Consider the following 15,655-nt stretch of genomic DNA (forward strand, 5'->3'; position numbering starts at 1 on the left):
GCGGGCCCTCCGGGGCCCGCCCCGTCGGTCGTCACGTCACCTCGCCCCTCCGGCGGAGACACGCCTTCTAGTAGCCCGGTGGCTCCTGCTGAGGCCCGCGGTCCACCGGGCCGCGGCCCGACAGGACCTCGCCGTACGCCTGCATCAGGTCGGCGAGCCGGAGGGTCGCCAGATCATCCCGGGTCGGGGTGCTGGCGTAGCCGGAGAGCCGCAGGTCGCGGTAGGCGCAGGACTTCTCGTACAGGGTCCGCAGGAAACGGCCGTTGCCCAGCTCGTCGATCCAGCCCTGCTCGACGACGTGCCCGCTGATCGAGCGCAGTTCCTCCCGGGCCTCGTCGTCCCAGCCGTCGCCGTTGGCCGCCGCGAGGACCTCGCCGATGGCGGTGAGTTCCAGCGGCCGGTACGAGGGGAAGTCCACCCGGGTGGTGAACCGGGAGGAGAGGCCGGGGTTGGTGTTGAGCAGCCGGTCCATGCCCTCCGGGTAGCCGGCCAGGATGACCACGAGGTGGTCGCGGTTGTCCTCGGCGCGCTTGAGGAGCACCTGGAGGGCCTCGTCGCCGTAGGCGTCGCCCTTGCTGTAGCCGGTGTTGGAGAGGGCGTACGCCTCGTCCACGAAGAGCACCCCGCCGACGGCCGAGTCGATCAGCTCGTTGGCCTTGACCGCGGTCTGCCCCAGGAACTCGCCCACCAGATCGGCCCGTTGCGCCTCCACGAGGTGGTCGCCGCCGAGCAGCCCGAGGGCGTAGAACACCCGGCCGAGGATCCGGGCGACGGTGGTCTTCCCGGTGCCCGAGGGGCCGGAGAAGACGAAGTGACGCTTGGGCGGCTGGACGGGAAGACCTTGATCCGCGCGGAGCCGCGCCATCTCCAGCTGCGCCGACAACGCCTTGACCTGCCGCTTCACCGGTTCCAGGCCGACCATGCCCTCCAGTTCGGCGAGTGCCTCCGCGAGCCGCACAGGATCGGTGGGACCCGCCGGGAATCGCGGCGGCACCGGCTGGGACGGCAGCGGAGCCTTCTGGCGTACGGTCTCCGGCGGTGTGACCGGTGCCGTCGGCGGTACGGGATCGGGCGCGAGCCGCACCCCGTCGCCCAGCGGGCCGGCCGGGTCGGGCTCGGCGCCCGGCGCGGTGTCCACGACGTCCTGGCCGAGACCGCCGCCTGCGGTGCCCAGGGCGACCGTCGCGAGCCCGGCCGGGTCGTCGACGCCGTCGTACCCCTCGAAACCGTCGTACTCGGCGATCGCCGCGAGCCGGGCGGCCGTGTCCATGAAGGTCGGGTCGATCCGGTGCACGGCCCGGTAGAGGGGCAGCGCGGCGGCGCTGCGCCCGGTCCCCTCGTGGGCGCGGGCCAACCAGTACCGCAGCTCCTTGCGCTGGGGCTGCTCGCTGCGGCAGCGCATCAGCGAGGCGGACAGCAGCGGCTCGGCCTGCCCGTACATCTCCAGGCGCACCCGGGCCATGCCGCCGAAGAGCCCGGCTTCGATGCCGAGCAGCGGGTCGTCGACGAGGGTCTCGGTGTGCCGGACGAGCTGGTCCCAGTCCTTGACGAGATAGGCCCGGCAGGCGTGCAGGAAGCGGACCTGACGGTCGGTGTCGACCGGGGGGAGCCCCGCGAGGGCCCGGTCCAGCTCCGGTACGTGGCGTCCGTCGAGCCAGTGGGAGGCGTGCGCGAGCAGCAGGTCGCGCGGGCTCTCCAGCACCGGCTGCACCCACCAGCCCAGCCAGTACCAGGAGTTGAGAGTGCGCCGGTACCGGGTCCGCTGCTCTCCGAAGCGGTCGCGGTTGCGGTACATGCGCAGCAGCGCGGTCGTGGTGTCCACCCGGAGCGCGTGCAGCCCGAGCCAGGCGTCCGCCATCCCGGGGTCGATCCTTACCGCCGTCCGGAACTCGTCCTCCGCCTGCGGATACGCGCCCATCGTGTAGGCGTCGATTCCGCGCAGCCAGGCGAGCTCGGCCGGGGCCTGCGCGCCCTGCGTGCCGATGTCCATCGGGTCCCCCACAACCGTCTTCGCATGGACGGGATTTGACCGCACCTGGGGGCATCGTACCTGCGCAGGGGGTGCGCACTTAAGGAGAAGCGCATGATCCGGAAGCGGTCACCCTGGGTGAGCGTCAGGGGCCGCGAAGGGCCCTCGGGAGGGCCGTCAGGGGCAGAACGAAGCCCCCGATCACGGGGGAACAACCGGGGGCTTCGCGTCCGCGGCGGCTCCGAAAAGCCGCACATTCAGAACGTAAGACCTGTACGCCCCTTGGGTCAAGCGGAGTTGAGGCACTTGCGGAAGCGGACTTTCGGCCCCTCAGTTCACGGACATGAAGCCGTCACGGTACGTGATGATCTGGTCCGCGCCCGCTGTCACACCCGGCCCGGGGAGCCAGCCGTACCCCTCGTGGCACTCTCGTACCAGGGTGTCGGCGAAGGCCCGGGAAGGGTCCCCGGCGAAATGGCGAGTCTCCGCCACGGTCCAGCCGTCCCAGAAAGCGGCCTGGTCCGGGCCGTCCCGATGGCGGCCCCGCGCCCACGACTCCTCGGGACCGCGCTCCATCCACAGCAGCCACGCGAGGAACGGCCGCACCGCCGCCCGGCCCGCGCCGACCCCCTCGACGAGGACGACCGGGGCCGGCGGGAGCTCGCGCGCCTCGCCGAAGCGACGGAGGTTCCAGTCGTACGGGCGGTACGACGCGCTCTCGCCGCGCGCGAGGGGATCGAGGACCTGATCCCGCAGCCGCTCGGTCCACTCGAAGAGCTCCTCGTGCGTGGCGAGGTCGTCGAGGTGAAGGACGGGGGCGTCGCCCAGGGCGGAGGAGAGGCGGGCGGCGAGCGTGGACTTGCCGGAGCCCGCGTGGCCGTCGACCGCGATCAGCCGGACCGGCCCGCAGGAGGGTGGCAGCCGGAGCAGCGCGTGGGCCGCGCGATCGAGGTCGTTCATGGGCCCAGGGTAGGGGAGCGGGGGACCGCCGCAGGTCAGGGAGGTGCCGCCGTCAGTGGTGGAGACCAATATTGGTGCGGCGACGCGAGGCGAAGTGCTGGCGGAGGCGCGGCGGAAGCCGCGATAGTGGGGCGCGCGCGGCCCGTCCGCGCGCCCGCTCGTCCGGCTCGTCCACAGGTTCGTACGCCCACCGTTCTCGACTGGGGGTCACCGTTCATGACCAGCTCCACCCCGCGCAGAACCGTTCTCGCAGCGGCCCTCGCGGCCGCCGGAACGGCCGCCACGGCCGCTCCTGCCGTGGCCGCCGTCCCCGACCGAGCCGCCGACCGCCCGCCCGCGGCCGCGGGCGCGGCTCCGGACTCCGGCGAGGGAGCGGGGCGGGGCCACGCCCCCGTGCCCGGCCTCGTCGACAACCGCTTCTGGTCCTCGTACACGGACTGGAGATGTGGCAGCGCGGCCGGTACGAAGGCGGTGGCCGGACACGGCCCGGGCCTGGTGCTCGCCACCCCGGTCGGCCGCACCGACTACACCGACCCGCACACCGGGCGGACCTCCGCCTGGGAGTACGCGAGCTGGACCTCGCCGGTGCACACCCCGGCCGTGCCCGCCAGCGAGGTCATCGCCTCCTGGAACGCCCACACCCCGCCCGGCACCTGGCTCCAGGTCGAGCTGTCCGGCACGTACACCGACGCCACCGCCACCCCCTGGTACGTCCTGGGCCGCTGGGCGTCCGGGGACGGCGACATTCGACGGACCTCGGTCGACGACCAGACCGACGGCAGGAGCACCGTCTGGACCGACACCTTCGCGATCGACGACGCGACGAGCGGGCTGCGGCTGGCCTCGTACCGCCTGCGTCTGACGCTGTACCGCACCCCGGGCAGCGGGCTCACGCCCACGGTCCGGCGGCTCGGCGCGATGGCCTCGGACATCCCGGACCGCTTCACCGTCCCGGCCTCCGCGCCGGGCCCCGCCCGCGAGCTGGACGTGCCGCGCTACTCGCAGAACACCCACGTCGGGCAGTACCCCGAGTACGACAACGGCGGCGAGGCGTGGTGCAGCCCGACCTCCTCCCAGATGATCGTCGAGTACTGGGGGCGTCGGCCGTCGGCCGAGGAGCTGGCCTGGGTGAACCCGGCCTTCGCCGACCCCCAGGTCTGCCACGCGGCCCGCTTCACCTTCGACCACCAGTACGAAGGCTGCGGCAACTGGCCCTTCAACGCCGCCTACGCGGCCACCTACCCCGACATGAACGCCGTGGTCACCCGGCTGAGCTCGCTCACCGAACTGGAGACTCTGATCCGGGCCGGCATCCCGGCCATAACGTCCCAGTCCTTCCTCAAGGAGGAACTGACCGGGGCGGGGTACGGAACCTCCGGCCACCTCATGACGGTCATCGGCTTCACGGCGGACGGCGACATCATCGCGAACGACCCCGCCTCGCCCGACAACGAGGCCGTCCGCCGGGTGTACCTGCGGCGCGAGTGGGAGAACATCTGGCTGCGTACGAAGCGGTACAACGCGAGCGGGAAGGTGGTCTCCGGCACGGGAGGGGTCTGCTACATCTTCTGGCCGGTCAAGCCGGCACCGACCCAGCGCCGCGTACTGACCTCGCTCGGACTGTGGTGAACCTCGCTCGGACTGTGGTGAACCTCGCTGGGACTGTTGTGAAACACGGAGCGCCCCGTGTGTCGACGCACGTCGTGCGGGGCGTCGGCAGGGAGATCGAGCCGCCTGCCGCCCTGGGGGTGTCGTATGTCGCTGAGAGAAGTGCCATCGTTCTGACCGTGAGGCCTGACGGGACATGACCAGCGCGTCCGATCCCTGGGTGGGGCATGACCCCGGCATGTTGCTCGTCGTTCTTCTCGTCGGGCCGCTCGTGCTGGCGGCCCTGACGGCGTACCTCGGCTCGCGGTTCACACGGCGAGCCGGGCTGGGGCGCACGCCCGCCGCGGCAGGGCGGGACGTGGCTCTCGCGGCCGTCGCCGCGGGAACCGCCGTCTACCTGTGGGGAATCCTCCACATCCTCTTCCTGGAGGACCAGGAGTTGGCGGAGGAGTGTGAGCGGCAGCGGCCCGAAGAGGTGCCGAGGCTGGTCGGCCGCCGAGGGGACTTCCTCCCGCTGCGGCTCGTCTGCGAGGCGTCGAACGGCCACGACTACACCATCCTCATCCCCCCGTACGTCAACCCGACCCTCGCCGTCCTGATGGTTCCCGCGCTGGTCGGCGCCCTGGCGGCCGGCGTCCTCCACCGCAGGCGGCATACGGCACCGCGGACGTGAGGCCGGCCGTCGAGCCCCACCGGCACGACGCGCGGCGGCGCTCTGCGTGAGGACCTCTGAGAACGTGGTCTCCGGCACAGGAGGGGCCGCCTGCCTCCGGGTCCCCGACCTGCCCTCGCCCGCGCAGCGCACGGCACTCGCGGTCCTCGGCGGCGTCCGTCGCGGTGGCGGGATCCCAGGGGACGTGACCGACGTCTCTACCCCGGGGCCGCCCCCGTACCGCAAGGTGGTCGCCATGACCTCCGCCTCCGCCGCCGCCACCCGAATCCTCCTCCGCGCCCGGACGGGCGGTCCGAAGGACGACCGGGGCCCCAAGTTCCTCGAGCACGTCCTCGGCTGGACCCTGGTCGTCCTGCTGGCCGTGTTCGTCACGCGGGCCGGCCTCATGTGACGTCGGCGGACCGCCGGCCCCGAGCCGGCGGATCGCCTGCCCGGCGTGCGCGTTCCGCTCGGCCCTCCCGGCGACCGTGCTCGCCCTCGGCGTCCGTGTGATCCCCCGGTCGCCGGGTGATCCCGATGCCTCGAACGGGCATACTCCCCGCGACCCCGCGCGAGCCCCGCACACCCGTGCCCGTGCCCGCGCCCGGCAGGGAGGAGCGCCCGGCCATGGCCGACAGCACCCCGGACGGCGTGGAACGCCGGCTGCCCACCGACGAGGCCCGCGAGCTGCTCGCCCTGACGCGGGACATCGCCCGGCGGGAGATCGCCCCGCGCGCCGCCGAGGAGGAGGCCGCCGGGCACTTCCCCCGCGAGCTGTTCACCCTGTTGTCCCGCTCCGGGCTGCTCGGACTGCCCTACGACCCGGAACACGGCGGGGGCGGTCAGCCGTACGAGGTCTACCTCCAGGTCCTGGAGGAGCTGGCCGCCGCCCGGCTCACCGTCGGGCTCGGCGTCAGCGTCCACAGCCTCTCCTGTCACGCGCTCGCCCGCTACGGAACCGACGAGCAGCGTGCTGCCCATCTGCCCGCGATGCTCGGCGGAGGCCTCCTCGGCGCGTACTGCCTCTCCGAGCCCTCCGCCGGATCGGACGCGGCCGCGCTCCGCACCCGGGCGGTCCGGGACGGCGACGACTGGCTGATCGACGGCACCAAGGCGTGGATCACCCACGGCGGGATCGCCGACTTCTGCACGGTCATGGTCCGGACCGGCGACGAGGGAGCGCGGGGCATCACCGCCTTCCTGGTGCCGGGGGACGCGCCCGGGCTGAGCGCGGCCCCGCCCGAACGGAAGATGGGCATGAAGGGCTCGCCCACGGCACAGCTCCACTTCGACGGGGTACGGGTCCCCGACGCGCGGCGCCTCGGCGCGGAGGGGCAGGGCTTCGCCATCGCGCTCGACGCCCTGGACTCGGGGCGGCTGGGCATCGCCGCCTGCGCGGTCGGGCTCGGCCAGGCGGCCCTGGACGTGGCCGTGGCGTACGCCATGGAACGCCGCCAGTTCGGCCGGCCGATCGCCGACTTCCAGGGGCTCCGCTTCCTCCTCGCGGACATGGCGACCCGGGTCGAGGCGGGCCGGGCGCTCTATCTGGAGGCGGCACGGCTCCGGGACGAAGGCCGGGCCTTCGGACGCTGCGCGGCGATGGCCAAGCTGTTCTGTTCGGACTCCGCCATGCAGATCACGACGGACGCGGTGCAGGTGCTCGGCGGGTACGGGTACACGGCGGACTTCCCCGTGGAGCGGTATCTGCGGGAGGCGAAGATGCTCCAGATCGTCGAGGGCACGAACCAGATCCAGCGTGTGGTGATCAGCCGAGCGCTGCTGAAGGGTGGAAAGTAGCAGGGCAGCCGGAGCCGCCTTCGCGACGATCTCCGCGCGGGCTCCCGTTCCCGAGGAGGACTTCTGATGCGACGCGTGACGTACTCGATGGGCGTCTCGCTCGACGGCTACATCGTCGGGCCTGACGGCGGCTTCGACTGGACGGGCCCCGACGAGGAGGTCTTCCGCTTCTGGATCGACGAGATCCGAGGCGTCGGCGTCCATCTGCTGGGGCGACGGCTGTACGAGACGATGCTGTACTGGGAGACCGCCGAGCAGGACGCGTCGCTCGACGACGCGGAGCGCGAGTGGATCGCGCTCTGGAATCCGCTCCCGAAGGTGGTGTTCTCCCGGACGCTGTCGGAGGTGCAGGGGCATGCCCGCCTGGCCACCGGGGGGTTGGCGGAGGAGATCGAACGGTTGCGCGCCGAGCCGGGGGAGGGCGACATCGCGATCGGCGGCGCGGCGCTCGCCGCCGAGGCGGCCGCGCTGGACCTGATCGACGAGTACCAGGTCATGGTCCACCCGGTGCTGGTCGGCGGAGGCATCCCGTTCTTCGCCCGGGACGAGCGTCAGGTGGGACTCGAACTCGTCGACACCCGCAGGGTCGGTTCCAAGGTCGTGTACCTCCGCTACCGCGTGACGCGCCCTTAGGCGCTTGGGCGGGCCTGTTCGCGCGCGTCGGGCGGGCAGAGCCGACGCGGGGCGGGCCGGTTCGTGCGCTGGTTCGCTCGCTGGGCGGGCAGAGCTCAGGTAGGGCAGGCGGGATCGCGCGCCGGGCATGCGGAGTGCACGCCGGGCAGGCCGGGGCCGCACGCCGGGCAGGCCGGGGCCGCACGCCGGGCAGGCCGGATCCAGCCGGCCGCACCGTGTGTCCGCGTCCGTTCCCGTCAGTCAGCTCCGGCGGGTGGTCACCGCCCGTCGCCCGGCCGGACCAGCGTCCCGCTGACCCGTACCGTGCGGTCCGCCCAGACGGGGCCCGAGACCAGCCGCGCCCACTCCTGGTCGCGATGCCCCGGAAGGGTGCGGCCCTGGCTCGCCCAGAGGGAGAGCACGGCCTTGTAGATGGGAGGGTCCGCGGGGAGGTGGGTCGGCGCGGGCGCCTGCGCCGGTACGGGGGCGGGTACGGGGACCGGCGCAGGAGGATGCGCGGGCGCGGCCGTCGGAGCGGGCGCCGACGGTGCTTGAGGAACCGATTCTTCAAGGCGCGGCTCGGCCTGTCGGTGCCGACCGATTCCGCTGGGGGTCGTGTACAGCGTGGTCATGCCCGGACCAACGCGTCCCGGCGGCTGCGGTCACCGCCGAGGGGATTCGAGAGGCAGTTCGTCCGGTACCCGGTACCCGGCACCGGCACACGGCACCGGCGCCCGGTGCTCCGCGCAGGGCACCGGCAACCGCCACCGGCGCTCGGCACCCGGTGCACGGCTCTGGCCTCACACCAGGAACCTGACGTACCGTCAGCTTTTCCCGCGGAAGACGCGCGCACGCCGACCAGGAGGTCAGCCATGTCCGTGCACCGGCACGTCGACGACCGGCCCGTCGCACTCGACGAATACCCCGTGCACCAGGCCCCGCTCTCGATGAAGCACCACGTCAGCGGCGACCGCAACGCCTACGACCGGTGCATCTTCCATGTCTTCGACCACACCGGCCGCGCCCTGCTCATCGCCGGTCTCGGGGTCTATCCGAACACCGGGGTCGTCGACGCCTACGCCACGCTCCGCGTCGGCGACCGGCTGCACGCCGTCCGGGCCTCCGACGCGCTCGGCGACGACCGGATGAACCTCTCCGTCGGCCCCTTCACCATCACCGTCGACGAGCCGCTCAAGCGCCTCTCCCTGCGCTGTGCGGCCGATCCGGACGACCCCGAGGGCCTGTCGTACGACCTGAACTGGACCGGCGACTTCCCCGCCGTCTGGGAACCCCACCACACCCAGCGCCATGGCGGCCGCCTCACCCTGGAAGGCCGCCGCTTCGTCCAGGCAGGCCACTGCGCGGGCACGATCAGCGCAGGTGGCGAGGAGTTCGCGGTCACCCCGGGGGAGTGGACCGGCACCCGCGACCGCAGCTGGGGAGTCCGCCCGATCCCCGGCGAGGAGCCCGGCCGCGGCGCCGAGTTCCGACCCGAGGGCTTCCACTGGCTCTGGATACCCATGCGCTTCGAGGACCGCTTCCTCATGGTGATCGCCCAGGAGGACGCCGACGGCTACCGCACCCTCAACGAGGCCCTGCTCGTCCGCAACGGCCACCGCGACACCCAACTCGGCTGGCCCCGCACCGAGATCACCTACCGCACGGGCACCCGCCACCCGGAACGGGCCACCGTCCACCTCGCCGACCCGACAGGGAAGCCCCTGGAGATCGGCGTCGACATCCTCGCCTCCTCCCCGCTCGCCGTCGGCGCCGGCTACCCGCCCGCCACCGACTGGCAGCACGGCACGTGGCAGGGCCGCGGCTGGACCGACCGGCGCGTCTACGACCTCACCGATCCGGCGGCCCACCCCATGGCGGCGTACGGCGTCACCGACCACGCCGCCCGCTTCACCCTCGACGGCCACACCGGCTACGGCATCTTCGAGCACGGCTCGTTCGGCCGCCACGACCCCAGCGGCTTCGCCGACCGCACGTCGACGGCCCGCTGAGGAACCTTCCACGTCAACGGCCCTCCGAGGAGCTCTCCTTGACCTCTGCGCCCCGCCCCCGCACCACCACCCGCGACCCCGAGGAGCTCGGGCGCCGGCTCACCGCATGGCTGGACCGGCATCTGCCCGGCGCCCGTGTCTCCGGGCTCGCCGTGCCCGGGTCCAACGGCATGTCGAGCGAGACCCTCCTCTTCGACCTGGATCACCCCGAGGCCCCGGTACGCGGCTGCGCCCTCCGGCTGGCCGCCGACCCCGCGGCGTACACCGTCTTCCCCGTCTACGACATGGCCCGTCAGCACCGGGTCATGCGGCTGGTCGGCGAGCACACCGACATCCCCGTACCGCGCGTGCTGTGGCTGGAAGAGGACCCCGGGCCGCTCGGCGCGCCCTTCTTCGTGATGGCCCGCGCCGAGGGCCGGGTCCCGCCGGACGTCATGCCCTACACGTACGAGGGGAACTGGCTGCACTCCGCCACAGACGACGAACGCGACCTGCTGGAAGCCGAGTCCGTGTCCGTGCTCGCCCGGCTGCACGACCAGTTCCCGGCGAAGGAGGCCGAGTTCCTGCTGGCGGACGGTCCCGGGACGCCGCTGCGCCGTCATGTCGACGCCCAACGCGCCTACTACGCCTGGGTGGTGGACGGGCTCGCGCCCTCGCCGCTCATCGAGTCGGCCTTCGACTGGCTGGAGGCGCACTGGCCGGCCGACGAGGGGCCGGCCGTCCTCGGCTGGGGAGACGCGCGCATCGGGAACATCGTCTACGACGGATTCGCCCCCGCCGCCGTGCTCGACTGGGAGATGGCGGCCTGTGTCCCGCGCGAGGTCGACCTCGGCTGGGCGGTCTACCTGCACCGCTTCTTCCAGGACCTGACCGTCGGCTTCGGCCAGCCCGGGCTGCCCGGGTTCCTTCGACGCGACGCGGTCGAACGGCGCTACGCGGAACTGACCGGACACGTCCCGCGCGACATGGAGTTCCACACCCTCTACGCGGCGCTGCGGCACGCGATCGTGATGCTCAGGATCGCGTACCGGCAGGCTCACTTCGGCGAGGTCGAGATACCCGCGGACCCCGACGGCCTGATCCTGCACCACGCCACTCTGGCGGCGATGGTGCGGGGAAGCTACTGGTGAGCGGAGGGGCCCGAAGGCCCCGTCCGGAAGAGACGACCTAGGCCGCGCGCCGCATCTGCGGCACCCGGATCGGGCGCGAGCCCGGTCCGCCGACGTGCGAGAACGGCTGCGTGCGCCAGTCGAGACCCTGGGGGAGCGTCAGGAGCAGGGCGGTGTCCTGCTCCTGGACCTCCAGGGTGTCGTCGGCCGGGCCGGCCTCGGTCGCCGACAGTCCGGTGCCCGAGCAGACCGTCAGGACGAAGGGGTTCCACGGCGTCGGGCAGAGCGCGTGCTCCGGCAGCGAGTCCTCGTCCGCGAGCAGCGCGATCGGCTGCACGCACTCCGGGCAGACGACCCGGAACATCTCAAAGGTGTCGTACGCGTCGAGCTCTTCGGACGTGTCGACCGAATCAACAGGCTCCTGCATGGAGAATCTCCCCCTCGGGTGGGTCGGCCGGATCTGTACGGCCTCGACCACAGCAAGCACTTCCCATGCGGCCGTCCGCATAATCGTGTGGCAGTACCCGAGGCCGGACGCAAACCTGTGGCGTTCGTCACATGCCCGCCGCAGGTGCCCCGTGATGACCCATACCGCCCGATTGCGGTCGACCCCGACGGTGCCGCTCGTCCGCGGGAGCAATAGGGTCACCGCATGGAGGAGCTGGATCGTCAGATCGTCGAGTTGCTCGTCAAGGACGGGCGCATGAGCTACACCGACCTGGGCAAGGCCACGGGCCTGTCCACGTCGGCGGTGCATCAGCGCGTCCGTCGTCTGGAGCAGCGCGGAGTCATCCGCGGCTACGCGGCCGTCGTGGACCCGGAGGCCGTCGGCCTGCCGCTGACCGCCTTCATCTCGGTCAAACCCTTCGACCCCAGCGCCCCCGACGACACCCCCGACCGGCTCGCCGACATCCCGGAGATCGAGGCGTGCCACAGCGTCGCCGGTGACGAGAACTACATCCTCAAGGTCCGGGTCGCCACGCCGCTGGAGCTGGAGCACCTGCTCAGCCGCATCCGCTCCCAGGCCGGCGTCTCCAGCCGCACCACCGTCGTCCTCTCCACCCCGTACGAGGCGCGCCCGCCGCGCATCTGACCGGCAAGGCCGCGCGATGCGGGGGCCGTACGACGCGCGCGCAGGGTCGTACGACGCGCGCGTAGGGTCGTACGACGCCCGAGGGAGGCCGATCCGACGCGCGCGTGGGGCACTCAAGGGGGACCTGCCGGACAAACCGGGTCCCGGCAGGTCCTAGCCTGGTCGCATGAGTGAGTCCATGCCTCCTGCGTCTCCCGCCGAACACCGCACCGTCCTGCTGCGCGGTGGAGAAGTCCACAGCCCCGCCGACCCCTTCGCCACCGCCATGGTGGTGGAGCGCGGGCACGTCGCCTGGGTGGGCTCCGAGGGCGCGGCCGACGCCTTCGCCACCGGCGTGGACGAGGTGGTCGACCTGGAGGGCGCACTCGTCACCCCGGCGTTCGTCGACGCACATGTCCACACCACCGCCACCGGGTTCGCCCTCACCGGGCTCGACCTGTCCGCCGCCGCCTCGCTCGCCGACGCAGCGGAGCTGATCCGCGCCCACGCCGCCGCCCGCCCCGAGGACCGCATCCTCATCGGCCACGGCTGGGACGCCTCCCGCTGGCCCGAGCGCCGCCCGCTCACCCGGGCCGAACTCGACGGGCTCACCGGCGGCCGCCCGCTCTACCTCACCCGTATCGACGTCCACTCGGCCGTCGTCACCACCGCCCTCCTGGACCTCGTCCCCGGCGTCCGCGGCCTGGACGGCTTCCACGACGGACAGCAGCCGCTCACCGGCGACGCCCACCATGCCGTGCGGGCCGCCGCCTTCGGGGCCGTCTCCGCGCGCCAGCGCACCGAGGCGCAGCGCGCGGCCAGGAGCCGGGCCGCCTCCCTCGGCATCGGCACCCTGCACGAGTGCGGTGGCCCCCGCATCTCCTCCGAGGACGACTTCACCGGCCTCCTGGACCTGGCCCGCGACGAGGCCGGCCCCCGGATCGTCGGCTACTGGGCGGACCTCGACGTCGAGCGGGCCCGCGCCCTCGGCGCCCTCGGCGCGGCCGGCGACCTGTTCGCCGACGGCTCCCTCGGCTCCCACACGGCCTGCCTGCACGAGCCGTACGCCGATCACGCCGACGCCGGCCACACGGGGGCCGCCCACCTGGACGCGGCCACCATCGCCCTCCACGTCGTGGCCTGCACCGAGGCGGGCCTCCAGGCCGGCTTCCACGCCATCGGGGACGCCGCCGTGACCGCCGTCGTCGAGGGGGTCAGGGCCGCGGCCGAGAAGCTCGGCCTCGCGAGGATCCGGGCGGCCCGGCACCGCGTGGAGCATGTCGAGATGCTCACTCCCGAGACCGTCGCCGCCTTCGCCGAGCTCGGCCTCACCGCCTCCGTCCAGCCCGCCTTCGACGCGCTCTGGGGCGGCGAGGAGGGCATGTACGCCGACCGGCTCGGCGCCGAGCGGGCCCGCACCCTCAATCCGTACGCGGCGCTGCTGCGCGCCGGTGTGCCGCTGGCCTTCGGCTCGGACAGCCCGGTGACCCCGCTCGACCCCTGGGGCACCGTCCGGGCCGCCGCGTTCCACCGCACCCCCGAGCACCGGATCTCCGCCCGGGCCGCCTTCACCGCCCACACCCGGGGCGGCTGGCGGGCCGTGGGCCGGGACGACGCGGGGACGCTGGTCCCGGGCGCACCGGCCGACTACGCGGTCTGGCGCACCGAGGAGCTCGTCGTCCAGGCCCCCGACGACCGGGTGGCCCGCTGGTCCACCGACCCGCGCTCCGGAACGCCCGGTCTGCCCGATCTGTCCCCCGGAGTCGACCTCCCCGTCTGCCTGCGGACGGTCGTGCACGGGCAGCCGGTGTTCGTACGGCCGAACGAGTGATGTAGGGATATGTCCCACCTGGGACACCCCTTCCGCACGCTTGTCCCCGACCTGCGGATCTTCCCCTCCGGCCTGGGCTTTTGGGGAGTCTCCGCAGGTCAAGCGGGTGTTGACAGTCGACGGTCGGGGGCGGGTAGGTTCTCCGCGTCCACCAATGGACATCCGACCGGACAGCATCTCCACGCACGCGCCGAACGCCGCCCGCGCCTCGGCCGCGAGGGAAGGTTTCTCCGGCGGAGGGTGCGACCCGGGTGGGGCCCGGACGTTCAGTAGACAACGGCTTTCGGTCGATCCGCCGCCAGCGGAGCCCGGGTCGGACCGAAGGACGACGGGCCCCGCACCGCACGTCAGACGCGTGTACGGCCCCGCCGGGCCACCACCTCGGCTGCGCGGACGGCTCCGCCGGGCCACCGCCTCACCTGTGGGTCCTGCCCCGCCGGGCCACCGCCCCGCCCCTCGCAGTCGACCCGCCGCGCCGGAGCACTCCGGGGACCTCGCTATGGTGGGGGCCTGTGTATGTATCCGAAGGGGCAGTAGTGAACGACGGTGGCCAGAGGCGTTACGGCCCGCTCGGCAAGGCCTTGGTGATCATTCCGACCTACAACGAGGCGGAGAACATCAAGCCGATCGTCGCGCGGGTGCGGGAAGCCGTACCCGAGGCGCACATCCTCGTCGCCGACGACAACAGCCCTGACGGTACGGGCAAGTTCGCGGACGAGATCGCGTCCGATGACGACCATGTGCACGTCCTGCACCGCAAGGGCAAGGAGGGGCTCGGCGCCGCCTACCTCGCCGGCTTCCGGTGGGGCATCGAGCACGGGTACGGCGTCCTCGTCGAGATGGACGCCGACGGCTCCCACCAGCCCGAGGAGCTCCCGCGGCTGCTCACCGCCCTCAAGGGCGCGGACCTCGTCCTCGGCTCCCGCTGGGTGCCGGGCGGCCGCATCGTGAACTGGCCGAAGTCCCGTGAGTACATCTCCCGGGGCGGCAGCCTCTACTCGCGCGTGATGCTCGACGTGCCGATCCGCGACGTCACCGGCGGCTACCGGGCCTTCCGCAAGGAGACCCTGGAGGGCCTGGGCCTGGAGGACGTGGCCTCGGCCGGCTACTGCTTCCAGGTCGACCTGGCCCGCCGCGCCGTCGCCGCCGGCTTCCATGTCGTCGAGGTCCCGATCACCTTCGTGGAGCGCGAGATCGGCGACTCGAAGATGAGCCGGAACATCGTGGTCGAGGCGCTCTGGCGGGTCACCGGCTGGGGTGTGTCGGCGCGGGCGGAGAAGGTCGGCAGGATGCTCGGCCGCAAGGCCTCCTGATCCCCTGCCGGGGCGTCCCGTACTGATCCTTCCTTTACGACGTTCCGGCGGGGCGCCAGGCACACTGGGGTCCATGACGACCGGCGCAACGCCTCCCCTCGCCCCGAAGCGCTCACGCGCGCGTACCTTCCTTCCGCTCGCCGTCGCCGCCTGGCTGGTCCTCGAGATCTGGCTTCTCACGGTGGTGGCGGACGTGGCGGGCGGACTGACCGTCTTCGCCCTGCTCGTCGGCGGCATCGTGCTCGGTGCCGCCGTCGTCAAGCGGGCGGGCCGCCGTGCCTTCCGCAACCTCAGCTCGACCTTCCAGCAGGCCCAGGCCGCCGCGCAGACGGGCGGCGTGCCGTCGGCGCCCGAGCGGACCGGCGCGGAGGATCGCAATGGCTTCCTGATGCTCGGTGGTCTGCTCCTGATGATCCCCGGGCTGATCTCGGACGTTCTCGGTCTCTTCCTGCTGATCCCGCCGGTCCGCTCGCTCCTCGGGCGGTACGCGGACAGGGCCGCCGAGCGCCGGATGGCCGCCGCGCCGCCCGGCAGCCTCCAGGACGCCTTCCAGCAGGCTCGCATCCACCGCCCGGACGGCAAGGTCGTCCAGGGCGAGGTCATCCGCGAGGACGCCGCTCAGGGCCCGCGTCGGGCCGACGAGCCCCGCCCGCCCCTGATGTCCTGATGTCGCAGCCGTGCCCCGCTCCCTCACCGCGGTGAGGGAGCGGGGCACGGCTGCGA

Annotated in this window: 15 protein-coding genes; 11 read left to right on the plus strand and 4 right to left on the minus strand. The window is 72.9% G+C overall.

Annotation, left to right across the window (positions count from 1 at the left end; translation table 11 throughout):
* Window positions 1-67 precede the first annotated feature (67 nt).
* Both ACZ4XX_RS28910 and ACZ4XX_RS28915 read right to left on the minus strand, forming a co-directional pair.
* The gene (locus ACZ4XX_RS28910) at window positions 68-1,990 is read right to left on the minus strand and encodes an AAA family ATPase (protein ID WP_468510801.1); all 1,923 of its coding nucleotides are present in this window, start codon (window positions 1,988-1,990) and stop codon (window positions 68-70) included.
* Window positions 1,991-2,299: 309 nt separating this feature from the next.
* Window positions 2,300-2,929, minus strand: coding sequence for a uridine kinase family protein (locus ACZ4XX_RS28915; RefSeq protein WP_468510802.1), 630 nt, complete (start codon window positions 2,927-2,929; stop codon window positions 2,300-2,302).
* 216 nt (window positions 2,930-3,145) lie between these two features.
* On the opposite strand from ACZ4XX_RS28915, the gene ACZ4XX_RS28920 reads away from it, so the two are divergent.
* The 5 genes from ACZ4XX_RS28920 to ACZ4XX_RS28940 all read left to right on the plus strand — a co-directional run bounded on the left by ACZ4XX_RS28920 (window position 3,146) and on the right by ACZ4XX_RS28940 (window position 7,619).
* A complete protein-coding gene (locus ACZ4XX_RS28920; RefSeq protein ID WP_468510803.1) occupies window positions 3,146-4,558 on the plus strand; it encodes a peptidase C39 family protein in 1,413 nt (470 codons plus the stop codon).
* 217 nt (window positions 4,559-4,775) lie between these two features.
* Window positions 4,776-5,210, plus strand: coding sequence for a hypothetical protein (locus ACZ4XX_RS28925; protein ID WP_468510804.1), 435 nt, complete (start codon window positions 4,776-4,778; stop codon window positions 5,208-5,210).
* Window positions 5,211-5,394: 184 nt separating this feature from the next.
* On the plus strand, window positions 5,395-5,601 hold the full coding sequence (locus ACZ4XX_RS28930; RefSeq protein WP_468510805.1) for an SCO1431 family membrane protein: 207 nt from the start codon (window positions 5,395-5,397) through the stop codon (window positions 5,599-5,601).
* 215 nt (window positions 5,602-5,816) lie between these two features.
* Entirely contained in the window at window positions 5,817-6,986 is a 1,170-nt protein-coding gene (locus ACZ4XX_RS28935) for an acyl-CoA dehydrogenase family protein (protein ID WP_468510806.1), read from the plus strand.
* 66 nt (window positions 6,987-7,052) lie between these two features.
* A complete protein-coding gene (locus tag ACZ4XX_RS28940; protein ID WP_468510807.1) occupies window positions 7,053-7,619 on the plus strand; it encodes a dihydrofolate reductase family protein in 567 nt (188 codons plus the stop codon).
* A 257-nt stretch (window positions 7,620-7,876) separates the two neighbouring features.
* On the opposite strand, the gene ACZ4XX_RS28945 is transcribed toward ACZ4XX_RS28940, so the two are convergent.
* Complete coding sequence (locus ACZ4XX_RS28945; RefSeq protein ID WP_468510808.1) at window positions 7,877-8,230, minus strand: hypothetical protein; 354 nt, start codon at window positions 8,228-8,230, stop codon at window positions 7,877-7,879.
* A gap of 240 nt (window positions 8,231-8,470) precedes the next feature.
* Between ACZ4XX_RS28945 and ACZ4XX_RS28950 the strand changes: the two genes are divergently transcribed.
* Together ACZ4XX_RS28950 and ACZ4XX_RS28955 are read left to right on the plus strand one after the other, a co-directional pair.
* Complete coding sequence (locus ACZ4XX_RS28950) at window positions 8,471-9,607, plus strand: Rv3169 family protein (RefSeq protein WP_468510809.1); 1,137 nt, start codon at window positions 8,471-8,473, stop codon at window positions 9,605-9,607.
* Between the two features lie 38 nt (window positions 9,608-9,645).
* Complete coding sequence (locus tag ACZ4XX_RS28955) at window positions 9,646-10,737, plus strand: phosphotransferase family protein (protein WP_468510810.1); 1,092 nt, start codon at window positions 9,646-9,648, stop codon at window positions 10,735-10,737.
* 37 nt (window positions 10,738-10,774) lie between these two features.
* On the opposite strand, the gene ACZ4XX_RS28960 is transcribed toward ACZ4XX_RS28955, so the two are convergent.
* A complete protein-coding gene (locus ACZ4XX_RS28960) occupies window positions 10,775-11,143 on the minus strand; it encodes a hypothetical protein (RefSeq protein WP_468510811.1) in 369 nt (122 codons plus the stop codon).
* Window positions 11,144-11,368: 225 nt separating this feature from the next.
* On the opposite strand from ACZ4XX_RS28960, the gene ACZ4XX_RS28965 reads away from it, so the two are divergent.
* The 4 genes from ACZ4XX_RS28965 (at window position 11,369) to fxsA (ending at window position 15,599) form a co-directional block, all read left to right on the plus strand.
* On the plus strand, window positions 11,369-11,809 hold the full coding sequence (locus ACZ4XX_RS28965; RefSeq protein WP_017242178.1) for an Lrp/AsnC family transcriptional regulator: 441 nt from the start codon (window positions 11,369-11,371) through the stop codon (window positions 11,807-11,809).
* Between the two features lie 166 nt (window positions 11,810-11,975).
* Entirely contained in the window at window positions 11,976-13,619 is a 1,644-nt protein-coding gene (locus ACZ4XX_RS28970; RefSeq protein ID WP_468510812.1) for an amidohydrolase, read from the plus strand.
* A 536-nt stretch (window positions 13,620-14,155) separates the two neighbouring features.
* Window positions 14,156-14,932 carry a polyprenol monophosphomannose synthase gene (locus tag ACZ4XX_RS28975; protein ID WP_468510813.1) on the plus strand — a complete coding sequence of 259 codons (777 nt, stop codon included), beginning with the start codon at window positions 14,156-14,158 and terminating at the stop codon, window positions 14,930-14,932.
* A 73-nt stretch (window positions 14,933-15,005) separates the two neighbouring features.
* Window positions 15,006-15,599, plus strand: a complete 594-nt coding sequence (gene fxsA, locus ACZ4XX_RS28980) for an FxsA family membrane protein (RefSeq protein WP_468510814.1) — start codon at window positions 15,006-15,008, stop codon at window positions 15,597-15,599.
* The last annotated feature ends 56 nt before the right edge of the window (window positions 15,600-15,655 follow it).

Source organism: Streptomyces sp. NPDC029956 (genome assembly GCF_055574655.1).

Bases quoted from the DNA above. Each gene is read 5' to 3' on its own strand.
- ACZ4XX_RS28910 (WP_468510801.1), bottom strand. From the start codon at position 1,990: ATGGACATCGGCACGCAGGGCGCGCAGGCCCCGGCCGAGCTCGCCTGG.
- ACZ4XX_RS28915 (WP_468510802.1), bottom strand. From the start codon at position 2,929: ATGAACGACCTCGATCGCGCGGCCCACGCGCTGCTCCGGCTGCCACCC.
- ACZ4XX_RS28920 (WP_468510803.1), top strand. From the start codon at position 3,146: ATGACCAGCTCCACCCCGCGCAGAACCGTTCTCGCAGCGGCCCTCGCG.
- ACZ4XX_RS28925 (WP_468510804.1), top strand. From the start codon at position 4,776: ATGTTGCTCGTCGTTCTTCTCGTCGGGCCGCTCGTGCTGGCGGCCCTG.
- ACZ4XX_RS28935 (WP_468510806.1), top strand. From the start codon at position 5,817: ATGGCCGACAGCACCCCGGACGGCGTGGAACGCCGGCTGCCCACCGAC.
- ACZ4XX_RS28940 (WP_468510807.1), top strand. From the start codon at position 7,053: ATGCGACGCGTGACGTACTCGATGGGCGTCTCGCTCGACGGCTACATC.
- ACZ4XX_RS28945 (WP_468510808.1), bottom strand. From the start codon at position 8,230: ATGACCACGCTGTACACGACCCCCAGCGGAATCGGTCGGCACCGACAG.
- ACZ4XX_RS28950 (WP_468510809.1), top strand. From the start codon at position 8,471: ATGTCCGTGCACCGGCACGTCGACGACCGGCCCGTCGCACTCGACGAA.
- ACZ4XX_RS28960 (WP_468510811.1), bottom strand. From the start codon at position 11,143: ATGCAGGAGCCTGTTGATTCGGTCGACACGTCCGAAGAGCTCGACGCG.
- ACZ4XX_RS28965 (WP_017242178.1), top strand. From the start codon at position 11,369: ATGGAGGAGCTGGATCGTCAGATCGTCGAGTTGCTCGTCAAGGACGGG.
- ACZ4XX_RS28970 (WP_468510812.1), top strand. From the start codon at position 11,976: ATGAGTGAGTCCATGCCTCCTGCGTCTCCCGCCGAACACCGCACCGTC.
- fxsA (WP_468510814.1), top strand. From the start codon at position 15,006: ATGACGACCGGCGCAACGCCTCCCCTCGCCCCGAAGCGCTCACGCGCG.